The sequence below is a fragment of the Ralstonia pickettii genome (assembly GCF_030582395.1).
Classification (GTDB): Bacteria; Pseudomonadota; Gammaproteobacteria; order Burkholderiales; family Burkholderiaceae; genus Ralstonia; species Ralstonia pickettii_D.
Map to the genome: position 1 here is coordinate 852,625 of NZ_CP104382.1, position 16,681 is coordinate 869,305.

A 16,681-nucleotide genomic window follows, 5' to 3' on the forward strand; every position below is an offset into this window, starting at 1 on the left:
AAGTCCAGCAAGATGCCCAAAAATCCCACATCAGGAACCTGTCGATGAGCACGCCCGTACTCGCCACTGTTTCCGCTGCTGCTTCCTCTGCGGCACCCGCACAAACACAGTCCATCGCGCCGCTGCGTGAGTTCGTGACGGCGCTGTCGCGCCTGCTGGATCAGCAACCGACCGAAGCCGAAATCCTCTCGCGCGCCGGTGCCCTGCTCAGTGCGCTTGTCGCCCGCGACGACTGGTTGCCCGCTGAATACGCCCAGCCGCACCCCGAGCACTTCCAGCAGTTTCTCCTGCATGCCGATTCCGGCGAGCGCTTTTCCATCGTCAGCTTTGTCTGGGGCCCGGGCCAGCGCACACCCATTCACGACCACACCACGTGGGGCCTGATCGGCATGCTGCGCGGCGCCGAATACTCGCAGCCGTTCAAGCTCGACGCCCAAGGCAAACCCCAACCCGACGGCCCGGCGATTCGCCTGGAGCCGGGCGCGGTGGAACACGTCTCGCCGCGCGTGGGTGACATCCACCGCGTGCACAACGCCTTTGACGATCGCACGTCGATCAGCATCCACGTCTACGGCGGCAACATCGGCGGCATCCACCGTTCCGTCTACACGGAAGACGGCGAACGCAAGCCGTTCGTCTCCGGCTATTCGAATACCCATCTGCCCAATCTCTGGGACCGTTCCAAGGACACGCCCGCATCATGAGCACCACCATCGACGCTATAGACGCCATCGAATCGCCGGTCGCTGCACCGCTGGCCGAAACCCACGTCCCGACGCTGGCGTATGCCGACGTGCGCGCCGCCCTGCTGGCCCGCAAGGAGATCGCGCTGGTCGACGTCCGCGAGGAAGACCCGTATGCCCAGGCGCATCCGCTGTGGGCAGCCAACCTGCCGCTCTCCCGGCTGGAACTGGAGGCGTGGTCGCGCATTCCGCGCCGCGACACGTTGATCGTGTTGTACGGCGTGCACGATGGCGTGGACCTCGCCCCGCGCGCGGCGGCCAAGCTGGCTGAACTCGGCTATACGCGCGTGTACCTGCTCGAAGGCGGACTCGATGGCTGGCGCGCAGCCGGCGGCGAGGTGTTCCAGGACGTGAACGTGCCGAGCAAATCCTTTGGCGAATACGTGGAGGCGCACCGCCACACGCCGTCGCTCAGCGCGCAGGAGGTCAAGGCGCTGCTTGATTCCAAGCGCGACGTGGTGATCGTCGATTCGCGCCGCTATGAAGAGTTTCAGACCATGAGCATCCCCACGGCGACGAGCGTGCCGGGTGCCGAGCTGGTGTTGCGCATCCGCGAGCTGGCACCGGACCCGAGCACGCAGGTCATCGTCAATTGCGCAGGCCGCACGCGCAGCATCATCGGCACGCAATCGCTGGTGAATGCCGGCATTCCCAACCCGGTTGCGGCACTGCGCAACGGCACCATCGGCTGGTTGCTGGCCGATCAGGTGCTCGACCATGGCGCCAGCCGCCGTCACCCGCAGGAGGTGTCTGCCGAAGCACGCGCGCAGGCACAGGCCGATGCGCGCGCCGTGGCCGAACGCGCCAACGTGCCGCGTATTGCGCTGGCTGACGTTGCCAAACTGGAGACCCCGGACCGCACGGTCTACAAGCTCGACGTGCGCACGCCCGAGGAATACGCCGCCGGCCACCTGCCCGGCTTTGCCAGCGCGCCCGGCGGCCAGCTCGTGCAGGAAACCGACCACACCGCCGCCGTGCGCGGCGCGCGCATCGTGCTGGCCGATGACGACGGCGTGCGCGCCGACATGTCCGCCTCGTGGCTCGCACAGATGGGCTGGGAGGTTTATGTCGTCGATCCGGTCGACGCGAGCGAGCGCAGCGTCACCGGGACGTGGCAGACACCTGCCCCGCCGCCCCCCGCCGTGCGCACCGTTGACGCCCGCGCTCTGGCAGGCTGGCTCGAAGCGGGCGACACCGCCGTCATCGACGTCACACGCAGCGCCAACTACGTTGCGCGGCATATTCCGGGCGCGTGGTTTGCCGTACGTTCCGACTTGCCCGCCGCGCTGGAACGCATCCCGGCCGCACGCCGCTATGTGCTGACGTGCGGTTCCAGCCAGCTCGCCCGCTTTGCCGCCGCCGACCTCGCCAAGCTGACGCATGCCGAGGTGTGGGTGCTCGACGGCGGCACCGCAGCCTGGGTGGCGGCCGGCCTGCCCGTTGAAGCCGGCGAGACCCGTCTGGCTTCAGACCGCATCGACCGCTATCGCCGCCCGTACGAGGGCACGAGCGCGCCGCGTACCGCGATGCAGGCCTATCTCGACTGGGAGTTCGGGCTGGTCGAGCAGCTGCGGCGCGACGGAACGCACGGTTTCCGGGTCATCTAACTGGCCGCCAAGGTTCGGAACGTCACGCTTGGCGTTCTGAACTCGACACTTGAAGTTCCAACACTCCACGCTTGAGGTTCCGGACGCCACGCTTGAGGTTCCGAACTCCACCGTTGGCGTTCGGAACGTGACGGGTGGCGTTCAGAACCTCGATAACTGGTAGTGCGAACGTCAACATTGAGGTTCTGAACGCCGGGCATGGGGTTCCAAACCCCGCACGCGGGGTTCATAACCGGGAACGCGAGGTCTGGAACCCCATGATTGGAGTTCCAAACTCCACCTGCGCCTCAGCTCACTTGCTTGCTTGCTTGCTAACAATGTTCACAACGAGTGATAACAAAACTCGTTTTGCGCATAAGGCCGCCTTGCGTAGCATCGGGACTTCCTCCCCGAGGTTCCGTCATGTCCCCCTTCATCGCCCTGTGCCTGCTCATCACCTACGTGGTGTGGGGCACAACGTATCTCGCCATCCGTTTTGCGCTGACCGATCTGCCGCCCTTTCTGATGATGGGCTCGCGCTTTTTGGCTGCGGCGGTGCTGCTCGCCCCGCTGGTCATCCTGCGACAGCGCAAGCGGCCCGAAGAACGGCCGACCTTGCGCCAGGTCCGCAACTGCGCATTGATCGGCGCGTTCATGCTGGTGGGCGGCATGGGCATGACGGCGGTGGCCGAGCAGACCATCTCGTCGGGTGCGACCACGGTGATGATCGCGTCCATGCCGCTGTTCTCCACGCTGTGGACGCTGCTGGCCGGCGGCCGCCTGCGGGCGTATGAAATTGGCGCGATTGCGCTGGGCAGCATCGGGATTGCGGTGCTGTTTCGCGGAGCGGAATTTCAGGCCAGCACGGTCGGCGTGCTCGCGCTGACCACCGCCATTGCGTCATGGTCGTTCGGCTCGCAGCTCTCCAAGCGCATCGACATGCCCAAGGGCATGACGGCTTTCGTATTGGAGATGGCCTTTGGCGGCGTGGCACTCGTCGTGCTCAGCCTCCTCACCGGCGAAACGTGGCCCAGCCACATCGGCACGCATGCCGCGCTTGCGTGGGGCTACCTTGTGGTGTTCGGCTCGGCCATCGCGTTCACGGCCTACATGGCGCTGGTGGAACGCGTGTCCACCGTCATGGCGACAAGCTATGTGTATGTGAACCCGCCCATCGCCCTGCTGATGGGCGCATGGCTGGCCGATGAAGTCGTCGCACCGCAGACGCTGGGCGCAACGGGCATCATCCTCGCGGCCGTGGTGGTGCTGACAGCCGGGGCAACGCGCGCGGCGCGGCGGGCTGCTGCTTGAACGTGCCCGATGGTGGCCGAAAAAGAGCCCGCACATTGGCGGGCTTTTTCTTTGGAGGGCGATCAAGCTGCCTTGATTTCAGCCAGCAGATCGGGGTGGTGGTCGAGAAGCTTCAAGAGTTTCACCAGCGCCAGAGACGGTTTCGTCTTCCCGGTCTCATAGCGCGAGAACGCATTGACGCCGCCACCAAAAATCTCGGCGGCCTCGCGCTGGTCCAGATTCAGTTTGCGCCGCACCGCCGCAATGTAGGCCGGATCAACATAGGTGGCATTCACCTGGCGCTGAAAGGCCGACACCAGTTCGCCATACCGGTCGCCCTGCTCGCGTTCGAGCACGATCTCGTCGCATGCAGGGCAGAACTCTCCAGTCACGGAGGGGATGACGGTGGTCTCCCCCTTGTAGGCGTACGGCACATCGCGTGTGTCATGGACCAGCTCGGCGGCACCGCAGTTCGGGCATTTCATGGTCAAAGCTCCTTGAAGGAAACGATCAGCACGCCATCAACCACGGTCAGCTTCAGGTAGACGTCTTGCCCACGCGCCTTTGTGTGATAGACGTCTTGCCACACGCGGTGGTCGGCATGGGTCGTCATGCTCTTGTAAAAGCTGTGGGGCGTCAGCGTCATGACGACTGCGCACATGCCCGCCAGATCCGTAATGCCGAGTTCGAGTGCCCCCTCGTATGCGCTGCGTGTCGCGCGCACGCTGCCCGATCGAATCAGTTCACGAATGAGCGACAGCTTGGCGTGCGGCGTACGTTTTTCCATGCACGCCAACTTAACCTAGTTGGTTATTGTACCAAATAGGTTAATTCCGAAAACCGTCTTCCGCGAGAGAAGTTACCCCGCCAACGACGACGGCAACGACGCGCTCGGCGCCGCCTCACCGTCAGCAAACGCTGCGCCGCCTTCGTCCTCGGCGCTGTCCAGCCGGTTGAGCCACGCCAGCAACGCGTCGGCTTGCTGCGGGCGCGAGAACAGGTAGCCCTGGCCCAGATCGCAGCCAGCATCGCGCAGCAAAGCGAGCTGCTCGGGGTCTTCCACGCCTTCGGCCACCACCTGCATGCGCAGGCTGTGCGCCATGGCGATCACCGCGCCGGCAATGGCCTCGCCGTCGCCGGGCATGCGCTGCACGAAGCTGCGGTCGATCTTGAGCTTCTGGATCGGGAAACGCTGCAGATACGCCAGCGACGAATACCCGGTGCCGAAATCGTCGATCGACAGACTGATGCCGGCCGCGTGCAGGGATTCGAGCAGCGCAATGTTGGCCTCGATGTCTTCCATCAGCACGCTCTCGGTAATTTCGAGTTCGAGCTGATGCGGCGGCAGGCCGGTTTCCCGCAGCACGTCCATGACGTTTTCCACGAGCGCAGGGTCGCGTGTCTGCCGCGCCGACAGGTTGACGGCCACTCGCAGCGTGATGCCTTCTTCACGCATCCAGCGCACGGCTTGTTGGCACGCTGTACGCAGCACCCACAGGCCCAGCGGCACGATCAGGCCGGTCTCTTCCGCCACTGCGATGAACTCGCCGGGGCCGATCAGGCCGATCTCAGGATGGCGCCAGCGCACCAGCGCCTCGACACCGTAGACGTTTGCCTTGGAGATCACCGCATCATGTGCGCCTTCCGTGCGCAGTCGCACCTGCGGCTGGTAGGCCAGCAGCAGTTCGTCGCGGTCGAGCGCGCGTCGCAGGTCGGCCTCTACACGCAGGCGGCGGCGCGCCTGTTGGTCCATCTCCGATGTGAAGCTCGCCGACGCATTCTTGCCGTGGTTCTTGGCGTGATACATCGCCGTGTCGGCGTTGCGCGTCAGGGCCTGCACGTCGCGCGCGTCATGCGGATACAGGCTCACGCCCACGCTGGCCGTCACGTAGATCTGGTGCAGGTCGAGTGCAAACGGCGCCGCCAGCGCGGCCAGAATGCGCTTGGCCAACCCGTCGGCCAGCGTTGCGGCTTCCGTCGCGGCAATCTGCGCGCGCCCCGACAGTTCTGCGATCACCGCGAACTCGTCTCCGCCGATGCGGCACAGCACGGCGCGCAGGTTGGCCTGCTCGATCACGTCATTCAGCCGCCGTGCGACCTGGCGCAGCAGGCGGTCGCCGTTGTTGTGGCCCAGCGTGTCGTTGACGACCTTGAAGTTGTCCAGATCCAGCAGCAGCAGTCCCACCGCGCCGGCCTGGCCCGCGCGCTTGAGCGATACCTGCAGGCGCTCGTTGAAGGCGTGCCGGTTCGGCAGTTCGGTCACTGAATCGATGTGGGCGAGGTAATCCAGATGCGCCTCTGCCTGCAGCACGGCGCGGCGCATGCGGGCGATCACCAGATACGCAAGGCCCATTGCACCGATGCCGACCGATACGGTCAACACGGCATAGCCGAGCAGTTGCATGTATAGCTCGCCCAGGCTGGAACGCACCACCACATAGCCGATCACGCGGCGTTCCGACTCCACCGGCTCGACCACTTCGAGCGTGGTGAGCGTCGACACGTCGGACTCGCGCAGCATGGCGGCATCGGGGGCGCGCACCGGCGCAGCGTCGCCATGCTGGTACAACGCCAACGGCTTGCGCAGTGCGCTGAAGATGCCCGCCGCGCGCAGTGGCGGCGATGCCTCCAGCGCAGCCAGCGTTTCTTCTGCCGCATGACGGTCGTTGAAGAGCAGCGCGGCCACGCTGTTGGCACCGACGATGCGCGCCTGCACGTGCACGTCGCGCACCAGCGCCGCATGCAGTGCAATGAACTGGAACACGATGAGCAGAAAGCCGGCGATGGTCAGCGCCGCACCGGCACCGGCCATGTTGGCCCGCACCACCGAGTGGCCCAGCCGCGGCGGAGAGGTTGTGATGGACTCGTTCATTGCACGCTCCTCGCCAGGCGCAGCAGTTGCGAGCTGATCTGAAGACGGGCCTGCCGTGCCGCCACTGCATCGATGTCGAAGACCACGCGGTCGTCATGCAGCGTCAGGGCGATCATCGGTTCGGGGGTGCCGGGTGCACGCGCGCTCTTTGGGCTGTCGGACACCGTCAGCACGGGCGTGGCCGGATCGACGCGCACACCGTTCGAGGCGCGCGTATCGAACACCAGGACATGGCAGCCGGCAACGGTGCCGTCGTTGATCTTTCGGATTTCCAGGCGGTGTCCGCGCACGGGTTTTCCTGTCAGTTTTTCCAAGGCCGCCTGCAACGGGTGCTGGGCGGTTACGCATACCACCATGGGGGTATCGGCCTGCATGACGTCGGCCGGCCAGTTGGTGAACAGCGCAAAGTTATAGATGAATGCCGCCTTGACCTGCACCTCGCTGGCCTGCATCTGCGCCTGCGTGGCGCCCATGCATGCCACGCCCGCCAGCACGGCACCGAGCACCGCGCAGAACCTGCGCGGGCTGGGTCTTCGTGCGCGTCGGACGCTGCCGTGCGGGGTGTTCATCGGAAGGTGTAAGTCAATTTCACGCGGAAGGCACGCCCATCCTGCTGGATCGACGACTGCGGTTGCTCAGGCCCGGCCGGATCGGCGTAGCGCCGATCGAACAGGTTGTAGACGCTGGCCGACATCTCCAGATTGGGCGCCAGCCGTGCCGCCAGCAAGGTCAGGTTGGCAATCCAGTAACCACCCACCTGGCCAGCTGACGTCAGCCGATTGCTGATGTAGCGCGCCTCGATCCCGACCCGCCAGTCGTCGCGCCACACGGGGGCGGTAGCGTTGATCTTGAGCATGTGACGCGGCGAGTTGGCCAGCGTCTGGCCCGTGTCCATGTCTTCGGAATGCTGGATGCTGTAGCTCGTGCGTAAGCGCGTGCCGCCCGGCCAGCTCTGCTCGTAGCCGAGTTCTGCGCCCCGCGTGCGCGCGCGCGCCACGTTGCTGAACAAGAGCAGCCCGGTGGCCGGGTCATCGCTTTGGCTGATCAGGTTGGAAACGTTGTTCTGAAACACCGATAACGTGGCCTTGCCGCCCGCGGCCACTTGCTGTTCGACAATCGCTTCATACGTACGGATGCGTTCGGCTGACAGCCCATGAGTCGCCTGCTCGCCGCCGGGCGCACTGCTCTGATAGTTCAATTCGTAATCGTTCGGCGCGCGATAGGCCATGCCGTAGATCGCCTTGACGGTGGTCCTGGGAGCGGCATGCCAGATCAGGCCGACGCGCGGGCTGAAGATGCCCGGCGTGAAGCTCGTGTGGTCGTAGCGCAGGCCCGTATCCAGCAGCCAATCCGGATGCAGCATGAATTGGTCCTGCACGTACACGCCCACGCGGTTGTTGCTCCGATGGTCGTCCAGGTAACTGGCATACGGCACCGTATCGAAGTTGCGCATGACATCACGGTAGTCGCGCTGCAGCTCGGTGCCCATGACCAGCGTGTGGCGCTCGATGCGGCGCGTCACAAGCTTCAGTTCCGTGCCGTACCACGCGGTATCGAACACATCGCGATTGATGCCGGCCGGGGGCGGGTTGTACGTGTAATCGCCCAGCGACGCATACCGCCCCCAGAACAGCCGCGCCGACACGTCGGTGGTGTCGTCCAGGGCGTGCTGCCAGGTGCCGTTGAACATGTGCCGTGTATCGACGGCCCGCGAACGTGGGTCGTTAAAGCTCTGGTCGTATGGGGCCGTCGGCACGCCCTTCGTACGGTCGACGTAGCCGAAGGTCAGCCCGAACTCGCCGAAACTACCCTTGGCGAACAGACGCTTGGCGCGGTCGAAATCCATGCCGCGGGCCACACCGTCGCTCACGCCCGGCTGGTTGAACTCCGGAAAGTAAAGGTCCCGGCCGGGGGCGTCGTTCACGCTGGCCGACAGCAGCCATTCGGCGCCGTTCTCGGCCCGCTTGCCCCAGGTCACGCGGGCATCGCGCGCATTGGCACTGCCCGTCGATCCGCTGACCTGCACGCCGTCGATGTCACGGCCGCGCTTGGTGATGATGTTGATCACACCAAACAACGCGTTCGATCCGTACACCGCCGAGCCCGCGCCGGGCACGTACTCGACCCGCTCAATCAGGTCGACGTTGAGGATGGCTTCGGTGCCGACGGCCGCCTGGTCGAAAATCGGGTCGTTGGTGCGATGGCCGTCGATGAGCAGCAGGAAGCGGGTGTCATAGTCGCCCGCACGCAAAATGCCGCGCGCGCCAAGTGTGTGGTAGCTGCGATCGTAGTTGGTGTAAAGCCCCGGCAGGCTGCCGAGGATGTCGGCCAGCGTGCGCCAGCCATAGGCTTTGATGTCCGCCGCGGTGACGACCGAAACGTTGGCGGGCGCCTCATTGGCCGCCTGTGCGTACTTCGATGCGCTCGTGACGACCTGCACCTGCATGAGCTGCTCGATGGGCAACGCAGTGAGGTCGGCCACGTCCGTCTGTGCGAGTGCGCCCGTGGAAAGCAACGTACCCGCCACCGCAAACATTTGCGCGATTCGCCTCGGCTCATTCAGCGCGTGCGGCAAGTGCCAACGCAAGGCGCATGAGTGCTCGGCACTCGGGTGTCTCCAGCAGCCCGGCGCAAGCGCACGGGCAATCACAACAAGGGGCGGCATCGGCAGAACCGGCAGAACCGATCACGTCTCTGGGGGACGTTCAGCGGGAATTCGATAGTTCTGCTTTAAAACGGAGGCGCGGCGCGGTTCTTTACCCCTCCGAGGACGGGGCGACTCCTCGGCGCGGATGTGATGGCAAATTTAGCGGCGGCGCTTGCGCAACCGTTCGATGGCGGCCAGTTGCGCGACGGCTTCGGCCAGTTCGGCTTGCGCGCGCGCGTAGTCGAACTTGCTGCTGCTGTTTTGCATGTGCTCTTCTGCCGCCTTGCGAGCCTGCTCGGCCTTGGCTTCGTCCAGGTCGTGTGCGCGCACAGCGGTGTCGGCCAGCACGATCACCTGTTCGGGCTGCACGTCGACAAAGCCGCCGGCCACAAAGAGGATCACCTCTTCCTCGTTTTCCAGCGTGAGGCGCACGGTGCCGGGGCGCAGGCGCGTAAGCAGTCGTTCATGGCCGGGCAGGATTCCCAGTTCACCCTCGGTGCCGGGGATCACCACAAACTTGGCGTTGCCTTCGTACAGCCGTTCTTCTGCCGTGACGACATCGACCTTCAGCACCGGCATGGTCTCTCCTCTGTTACGCGCATAGGCTGACACGGTAGCACGATGTGCGCCCGCGCCGTCCTCGGAGGCGCTACCCCGCTGCTGCCGCGGGGCGGTTGCCGCGCGCCCGCGCATCTTTCCATGGCTGACCGTAAGCTTTTACCGCATGTAGCGTCACAAACGCTGCCTAGACTAGGGGCCCGACGATCAAGAAAAGACATATCAGGGAAACACAAGCATGCTGGCCGATCTATTGATGTCGTTCTTCGAAGTGGCGCGTCAGGGCAGTGTCACGTCTGCTGCCAAGCGCCTGCGGCTGTCGCAGCCCACCGTGACGGGGCGCATCCGCCAACTGGAAGAGATGTACGGCGTGGAGCTGTTCCATCGCCGCGGCAGCCGGCTGGACCTGTCCGATCTGGGCGTGAGCCTCATGCCCATCGTCGAGCGCCTCGCCCAGCAGGAAGGCGATGTCGATTTTCTCCTGCGCAATGCCGGCGATCTGCGCACCGGCAACCTGCGCGTGGGCGCAACGGGCCCTTACTACATCCTGCCCAGCGTGGCGGCGTTCCGAACGCGCCATCCAACGATCGAAATCACGATCGAGTTTGGCAACTCGCAGCAGATGCTCGAGGCACTCTCCGAAGTACGTATCGACCTGGCCGTTTCCTCTCACGCCGTGGACGACGAACGCCTGCATCGCATCACGCTGGCCGAAGACACGATGGTGCTGGTGGTGCCCTTGGATCATCCACTTGCACGCCGCCCGGGCATCACGCTGGATGACGTTGCCGGCTGCCAATTGCTGATGCGCGAGCCGGGCTCCGTCACCCGCCGCGTTACCGAAGACGCGTTCACCGCAGCCGGCATCGAGCCCGCCAGCACGAGCATCATCGGCAGCCGGGAAGCCATCTACGAAGCAATCAGCCTGGGGCTGGGGTGCAGCATCGTGCCCGCGCGCGAGGCACCGCGCCGGCCCGATGTGCGCGTGCTGCCGTTTTCCGGCAACGCGCCGGTCATCCACGAATACCTGTACTTCCTGAAGGAGCGCAAGGACGCACGTCTGGTGCGAGCGTTCCTCGACTGCCTGGACCCGCAGCGTGCCCCGGCACCGACGAAAAAGGCCGATGCGTTCATCGCCAAAGTTATGGCGATGGACACAGCCGCGACGCGCTAGGGCCGTAACCTCGCGGTTTTTCAACCGCCCCTGCCCGCCCGCTGTATGCAATCGCTTGCCCTGTTCGATCTGGACCACACCCTGCTGCCCATAGACAGCGAATACGAATGGGGCCGCTTCCTGGTCGCCCAGGGCGCCGTGGATCGAAACGAGTTCGAGCAAGCCAACGAACGGTGGATGCGGGAATACCGCGACGGCACGCTCGACTTTGCGCGACACGCGCGCTTCTCGCTCGGCCTGCTGGCCCAGCACTCGCGCGCGCGGCTCGACGCCTGGCGTGCGACGTTCGTGCGCGAAGTCATCACGCCCGCCATGCTGCCGAGCGCACGGCAACTGGTCGACACACACTTGCGCGCCGGGGACCTCTGCTGCATCGTCACCGCCACGCACCGCTACCTGACCGAGCCGATTGCTGCCGCGTTCAACGTGCCACATCTGCTGGCGGTGGAAGGCGAGACCCTCAACGGCCAAAGCGATGCCGCCTTCACGGGTAACCCGCTCGGCACGGCCACGTTTGGCGCGGGCAAGATCGTGCGCGTGACGGAGTGGCTCGCGCAGCGAGGCCAGCGCATGACGGACTTCTCGCGCACCGTGTTCTACAGCGATTCACGCAACGACCTGCCGCTGCTCGAGGCCGTTTCGCACCCGGTAGCCGTAAGTCCGGACACCACCTTGCGTGCCGTGGCGGAATCACGCGGCTGGCCCATCGTCGAACTCTTTGCCGCCTGAAAGCAAGAACGCCCGCCGGGCGTGAACCCTGCGGGCGTCTGTGCTGAACAGTAGCGATGTCAGGCGGCCACGTCTGCGGGCACGCTTGCCGGCGGTGTCCACTGCGGCAGCTCGGTGCCGTCGACCAGCGCATCCAAATGCCGATGCGCCAGCGCCGGGCCCACGCTCATGCCGATGCCGCTGTGCATGAGCGCGACTGTGGTGCGGTCATCCACGCGGGTAATGGAGAATGCACCGCTGCCCGGCACACGGCACTTCGCGCCGTATACGCCCTGCCAACGCTCGACCACGCGCAGCTTGGCTCCAAAGGTGTCACGTGCGAGATCCAGCAAGATGTTGTCGACCGACTCGGCGTTGAACGGGCGCGCGTCCTGGCCGTAGTCGTGCGAATCGCCAACGATCCAGTCGCCATAGGGCGTCGGGCTCACCAACAGGTGAATGCCATGACGCGCCAGCTCCGGGCGCTGATGCTCGATCTGCATGGCCAGCGCCTGGGCGGTCGGCAAGTCTGCAAAGGCACCGTAGTGCGTGCATGACAACCCGGTCAGCACGGCGTGTTCCAGGCGGAAGCCGTCTTCGGGCGTGACGCGCAGCATCTGCAGGCGGCAAACCTGCGGTTGCAGCGCGCGAAGCTGGTCAGCACACAGCGTCTGGTAATCATGACCGCTGCAGACAACCACACGCTGGGCGTTGCACACGCCAGCGGTCGTCTCCAGTCGGCCGCCTTCCACATGGCGCACCAGCGTCCCGAAATGGAAACGCACGCCTTGCGTGGCAAGCCACGACGCCAGCGCCGGAATGGCTTCGCGTGAATAGAGCTGCAGATCATCAAAGCCCTGAAGCGCCGCACGGTGGCGCAGGAAGCGGCCATCGTAGAGATTTGCCAGGTCTGCGCTGCGCAGCAGCTTCACGTTGTAGCCGAAGGCCGGTGCACGCGTTGCCATGAACTCGTCCAGCACCGCTTCTTCTGCGGCGTTGCGCGCAAACAGCAAGGCACCGTTCGCACGCGCAAAGATGCCGGCCTTGTCGGCCCAGTCGAGATACAGCGCGCGGCTTTCGCGCGCAAGGTCCAGCATGATGCCCGGCGGTTGGCCGGTCACCAGCATCTGCCCAAAATTGCGGATGGACGCACCAAGGGCAATATCGCTGCGCTCGAACACCGTCACGCGCAGGCCGCGTTTGACAGCAGCGGCCGCATGCGCCAAGCCCAGAATGCCAGCCCCGACAATCGCGACGTCGGTGCTGGCATCCAGGCCCCCAAGAGTTGCGGGAGCTTCAATCACTTACTTCTTCTCCGACTTGCCGTCGTAGCGCTTCGTCCACTCGGCCAGGATGCGATCGCGGTTGGCGCTGGCCCATGCAAAGTCGTTCTTGATCAGATGCTTCTCATAGTCGGCTGGCAGCAGCGGATCCGGCTTGGAGAAGCCCGGCGTGGCAACCACGGCAAAGTTCTTCTCGTACAGCGCCATGGCAGCCGGGCTTGCCGAGAAGTCAGCCAGCTTCTTGGCCGCTTCCAGGTTCTTGGTGCCCTTCATGATGCCGGTCGCTTCCACGTCCCAGCCCAGGCCTTCCGACGGCAACACGATATCGATCGGGGCGCCTTCCTTCTTCGATTTCACTGCGCGGTATTCAAACGCGATACCGATCGGGAACTCGCCCGAGGCTGCCATCTTGCAAGGCTTGGAGCCCGAGTGCGTGTACTGGCCGATGTTCTGGTGCAGCGCGTCCATGTAGGCCCAGCCTTTCTGCTCGCCCATCATCTGCAGCCAGGCGCTGACGTCCAGGTAACCGGTGCCCGACGAAGCGGGGTTCGGCATGACGATCTTGCCGGCATAGACGGGCTTGGTCAGGTCGGCCCACGACGTCGGCTTCGGCAGATTCTGCTTCTGTGCTTCGACGGTGTTGAAGCAGATGGCGGCGCCCCAGGCATCCATGCCCACCCATGCCGGCGGGTTGGCCTTGTCGCGGTAAGTCGCACCGATCTTTGCCAGATCGGCCGGTGCGTAAGGCGTCAGCATGCCTTCCTTGTCCAGGATGGCCAGGCTCGATGCGGCCAGGCCCCACACCACGTCGGCGCGCGGGTTGTTCTTCTCGGCCAGCAGCTTGGCGGTGACGACGCCGGTGGAGTCGCGCACCCACTTGATTTCGATGTCCGGATTGGCCTTCTCGAAGGCGTCCTGGTACGCCTTCACTTGGTCGGCTTCCAGCGCCGTGTACACGGTCAGCGTGGTCTTGGCGAACGCCGACGTGGCAAACGCCATCGTTGCCGACGTGATTGCGGCGGCCAGCAGGGAAAGACGTGCGGTCATGGTTTCCTCGATATGGTGTGATGCAGGGGACAAGACAACAAACAGGACAACAAACTCAAATGCACTGCGGGCGTTCACCGCGCGCGAGGCGGCGGTTGATGTCGGCCACGACTTCGGGCAGATCGGCAATCGTGTCGATCTCGTAATGCGGGCGGCAGGCGGCAAAGCCTGCGGAGATGGCAACGCGATGACGCGCACGCTCGTCCGCAGACAGCGCGGTGTACTGCTCGTACGGCAAGCCAAGCGCGTTGCCCGACATCAGCAGCGCAACGGTCCACATGCCGGCGCGGCGGCCCTCTTCGATGCCGGGCACGGTGTCGTCGACCTTCACGCAGGCGGCCACATCGCCAATCGCAAGGTCGACCACGCAGCGCAGTGCCTGCGCGGGCCATGGGCGGGCGCGGGGCACTTCGTCGCAAGCAACCACGCAGTCGGGCGTATAGCCGGCCTTGGCAGCCAGATCGATCACGCGGTCCATCACCACGCGCGGGTAACCGGAGCACGTGCCGATCTTCAAACCCGCTTCGCGCAGTGCAGCGACGGTGTCCAGTGCGCCCGGAATCATGGCGGAATGCGCTCCCACCTTTTCGATCTGCAACGGCATGAAGCGGTTGTAGATGGCCGTGACATCGTCATCGGTCGGCATGCGGCCATGAGCGAGCGAGAAACGCGCGGCGATGGCGCCGTCGTTGCACAGCGTGCGGATGTGGTCCCACTTGCCCAGGCCCATCGGGCCGCGGGCTTCGTCCAGCGTGATGGCGACGCCAAACTCGGCAAACGCTTCGACGAAGATCTGCGTGGGCGCAAACGAGCCAAAGTCGACCACGGTGCCGGCCCAGTCGAGCACGGCGGCTTCCAGGCGCAACGGCGTGCCGCCGGGGTTGAGGCGGTCGGCGCCTGCCTGGCGCGTCGTGATTGGGGAGGAATCACCCATGTTCTTGCTTCCTTTCAGCAGTTGCTGCTTGTTGCTTGTTGCTATTGCGGACTACGAATGACGGACGACGAATTCAACGCGTCGCTGTGCGCCAAGCCTGCGTGCGGCGCACGACGCCGCGCATGGCCAGTTCGAGCAGCAGCGATACGACGATCGACGTGACGAGAATGAGAGTGGACATGGCCGCCGCAGGGCCGATGTCGCCGGCGTCGTCCATGTTCAGCACGGCCACGGAGGCGAGGACGGTGTCCGGGCTGTAGAGGAAGATCACCGCCGACACAGTGGTCATGGCCGACACGAACAGATAGCGCGCGCACGACAGCACGGCCGGCAGGCACATCGGCAGCGTCACTCGCCAGTACGTGCGCAGCGCCGACACCTTGAGCGAGGCCGACACCGCCTCGAATACTGGATCGAGTTGCCCCAGCGACGCCACCGACGTGAGGTGCGCCGCCGTGGCGCAGTGCATGATCGTGCAGAGCACCATCAGCGCCATGCCGCCATACAGACCGTTGAGCGGATTGGCCGGATGGTTGAAGAAAAACACGTAGCCCAGACCGAGCACGAGGCCGGGCACCGCCATCGGCAGTAGCACGGCAAAGCGGATGGCCGAATGCAGCCCCGATTGCAGCCATCCTGCGGCGCGCGTCTTTTCGACGAGCCATGCGCCGGTGAAGATCAGTGCGGTACCGAACACGGTCGTCAGCGCGGCCAGCTTCAGGCTGTTGCGATATGCGAGCCAGCCGCCGCCGTCCATATTGTCGAAGTCGTAGTTGCGCAGCGACAGTTCGAGGTTGTACGGCCAGAGCTTCACCAGCGATGCCCCGACGGCGGTGGCAAGCATCAGCAGAATGCCGCCGACCACCAGGACGCTCAGCAAGAGGAAAAGTCCGTCACGCAGGCGATCGGGCTGCGGATGATATGGCTGCGCGCGGCTGGCCAGCGCGGCGTGCTGGCGACGCTGCACGAGCCGCTCTACCGCAAAGGTCAGCAGCGCCGGCAGCAGCAGCATCAGGCCGATCACGGCACCGCGCGCAAACTGCTGCTGCCCTACCACGGCCTTGTAGGCTTCCACAGCCAGCACCTGGTAGCTGCCCCCCACCACGGTCGGCACACCAAAGTCGGTCGCCACCAGCGTGAAGACCAGCGCAAAGGCACCGAACAAGCCGTAGCGCGCGCCGGGCAGCGTGACCGTTCGGAACGTGCGCCACGGGCTCGCGCCCATGGCACGGGCGGCGTCATACAGCCGGCCGTCCGCCAGCGTGAGCGTCGCCAGCAGCAGCATCAACGCATACGGAAAGGTATAAAACACCTCGCCCAGCACGATGCCCCAGAAGCCGTAAATGTTGCTGCCGTTCATCCATGCCTTGAACAGACCCTGGTTGCCGAAGAGGTAGACCAGCGCAATGCCTGGCAGCAGCGACGGCGCAAACAGCGGCAGCATCGCCAGCGTGCGCAGCGTGCCGCGCAACGGCATGCGCGTGCGCTGCACCGCATACGCCAGGGCAAACGCCAGCGGGACCACAATGGCGGCCACGGCGCTGGATACGGCCAGCGTACGCCCCACCATGGCGAGGAAATTCGGCCCCTGCACCACGTGGGCAACCAACGCGAGGCCATGCTCGTCTGTGCTGCGGGCGCTGGCGACAAGGCCCGTGGCCTGCAACAGCATCATCGCCGTGGGCAGCAACAAGCCGATGGTCAGCAACAGCAGCCAGCCGAGCTTCATGCCGGTGAGCACCGGCGCATCGGTACGCCAGAACGGCCGGCCCGCAGCGCGAACCGGTTCGGATTGCGTGGCCGCAACCACGTTGGTCTCGGGGGGCAGCATCGACATCG

Annotated in this window: 15 protein-coding genes; 5 read left to right on the forward strand and 10 right to left on the reverse strand. The window is 65.1% G+C overall.

Annotated elements, in window-relative coordinates; all coding sequences use genetic code 11:
- Positions 1-44: 44 nt before the first annotated feature.
- The 3 genes from N5B55_RS20520 (at position 45) to N5B55_RS20530 (ending at position 3,640) form a co-directional block, all read left to right on the forward strand.
- Positions 45-704, forward strand: a complete 660-nt coding sequence (locus tag N5B55_RS20520; RefSeq protein ID WP_004633942.1) for a cysteine dioxygenase — start codon at positions 45-47, stop codon at positions 702-704.
- The gene (locus tag N5B55_RS20525; protein ID WP_304539877.1) at positions 701-2,350 is read left to right on the forward strand and encodes a rhodanese-related sulfurtransferase; all 1,650 of its coding nucleotides are present in this window, start codon (positions 701-703) and stop codon (positions 2,348-2,350) included. Before N5B55_RS20520 ends, N5B55_RS20525 begins: the two co-directional genes overlap by 4 nt.
- A 402-nt stretch (positions 2,351-2,752) precedes the next feature.
- Entirely contained in the window at positions 2,753-3,640 is an 888-nt protein-coding gene (locus N5B55_RS20530) for an EamA family transporter (protein ID WP_065854772.1), read from the forward strand.
- A 62-nt stretch (positions 3,641-3,702) separates the two neighbouring features.
- Here N5B55_RS20530 and N5B55_RS20535 read toward each other — a convergent pair whose 3' ends face one another.
- From N5B55_RS20535 to N5B55_RS20560, 6 genes are all read right to left on the reverse strand, one after another.
- The gene (locus tag N5B55_RS20535) at positions 3,703-4,104 is read right to left on the reverse strand and encodes a type II toxin-antitoxin system MqsA family antitoxin (RefSeq protein ID WP_304539878.1); all 402 of its coding nucleotides are present in this window, start codon (positions 4,102-4,104) and stop codon (positions 3,703-3,705) included.
- Between the two features lie 2 nt (positions 4,105-4,106).
- A complete protein-coding gene (locus N5B55_RS20540) occupies positions 4,107-4,406 on the reverse strand; it encodes a type II toxin-antitoxin system MqsR family toxin (protein ID WP_009241850.1) in 300 nt (99 codons plus the stop codon).
- 72 nt (positions 4,407-4,478) lie between these two features.
- Positions 4,479-6,491, reverse strand: coding sequence for a putative bifunctional diguanylate cyclase/phosphodiesterase (locus N5B55_RS20545; protein WP_304539879.1), 2,013 nt, complete (start codon positions 6,489-6,491; stop codon positions 4,479-4,481).
- A complete protein-coding gene (locus N5B55_RS20550) occupies positions 6,488-7,060 on the reverse strand; it encodes a YfiR family protein (RefSeq protein WP_304539880.1) in 573 nt (190 codons plus the stop codon). Before N5B55_RS20550 ends, N5B55_RS20545 begins: the two co-directional genes overlap by 4 nt.
- On the reverse strand, positions 7,057-9,027 hold the full coding sequence (locus N5B55_RS20555; RefSeq protein ID WP_304539881.1) for a TonB-dependent receptor plug domain-containing protein: 1,971 nt from the start codon (positions 9,025-9,027) through the stop codon (positions 7,057-7,059). The genes N5B55_RS20550 and N5B55_RS20555 overlap by 4 nt, the downstream gene beginning before the upstream one ends.
- Before the next feature lie 270 nt (positions 9,028-9,297).
- Complete coding sequence (locus N5B55_RS20560) at positions 9,298-9,717, reverse strand: F0F1 ATP synthase subunit epsilon (protein ID WP_065854780.1); 420 nt, start codon at positions 9,715-9,717, stop codon at positions 9,298-9,300.
- A gap of 217 nt (positions 9,718-9,934) precedes the next feature.
- Here N5B55_RS20560 and N5B55_RS20565 point away from each other — a divergent pair, with 217 nt between their 5' ends.
- On the forward strand, positions 9,935-10,870 hold the full coding sequence (locus N5B55_RS20565; protein WP_154206014.1) for a LysR substrate-binding domain-containing protein: 936 nt from the start codon (positions 9,935-9,937) through the stop codon (positions 10,868-10,870).
- A gap of 45 nt (positions 10,871-10,915) precedes the next feature.
- A complete protein-coding gene (locus N5B55_RS20570; RefSeq protein ID WP_304539882.1) occupies positions 10,916-11,599 on the forward strand; it encodes an HAD family hydrolase in 684 nt (227 codons plus the stop codon).
- A 59-nt stretch (positions 11,600-11,658) separates the two neighbouring features.
- On the opposite strand, the gene N5B55_RS20575 is transcribed toward N5B55_RS20570, so the two are convergent.
- From N5B55_RS20575 to N5B55_RS20590, 4 genes are all read right to left on the reverse strand, one after another.
- The gene (locus N5B55_RS20575) at positions 11,659-12,882 is read right to left on the reverse strand and encodes a TIGR03364 family FAD-dependent oxidoreductase (RefSeq protein WP_304539883.1); all 1,224 of its coding nucleotides are present in this window, start codon (positions 12,880-12,882) and stop codon (positions 11,659-11,661) included.
- The gene (locus N5B55_RS20580) at positions 12,883-13,908 is read right to left on the reverse strand and encodes a putative 2-aminoethylphosphonate ABC transporter substrate-binding protein (protein ID WP_009241857.1); all 1,026 of its coding nucleotides are present in this window, start codon (positions 13,906-13,908) and stop codon (positions 12,883-12,885) included.
- A 55-nt stretch (positions 13,909-13,963) separates the two neighbouring features.
- Complete coding sequence (gene phnX, locus N5B55_RS20585; protein WP_009241858.1) at positions 13,964-14,842, reverse strand: phosphonoacetaldehyde hydrolase; 879 nt, start codon at positions 14,840-14,842, stop codon at positions 13,964-13,966.
- A 73-nt stretch (positions 14,843-14,915) separates the two neighbouring features.
- Complete coding sequence (locus tag N5B55_RS20590) at positions 14,916-16,679, reverse strand: putative 2-aminoethylphosphonate ABC transporter permease subunit (protein WP_154206016.1); 1,764 nt, start codon at positions 16,677-16,679, stop codon at positions 14,916-14,918.
- Positions 16,680-16,681: the final 2 nt, after the last annotated feature.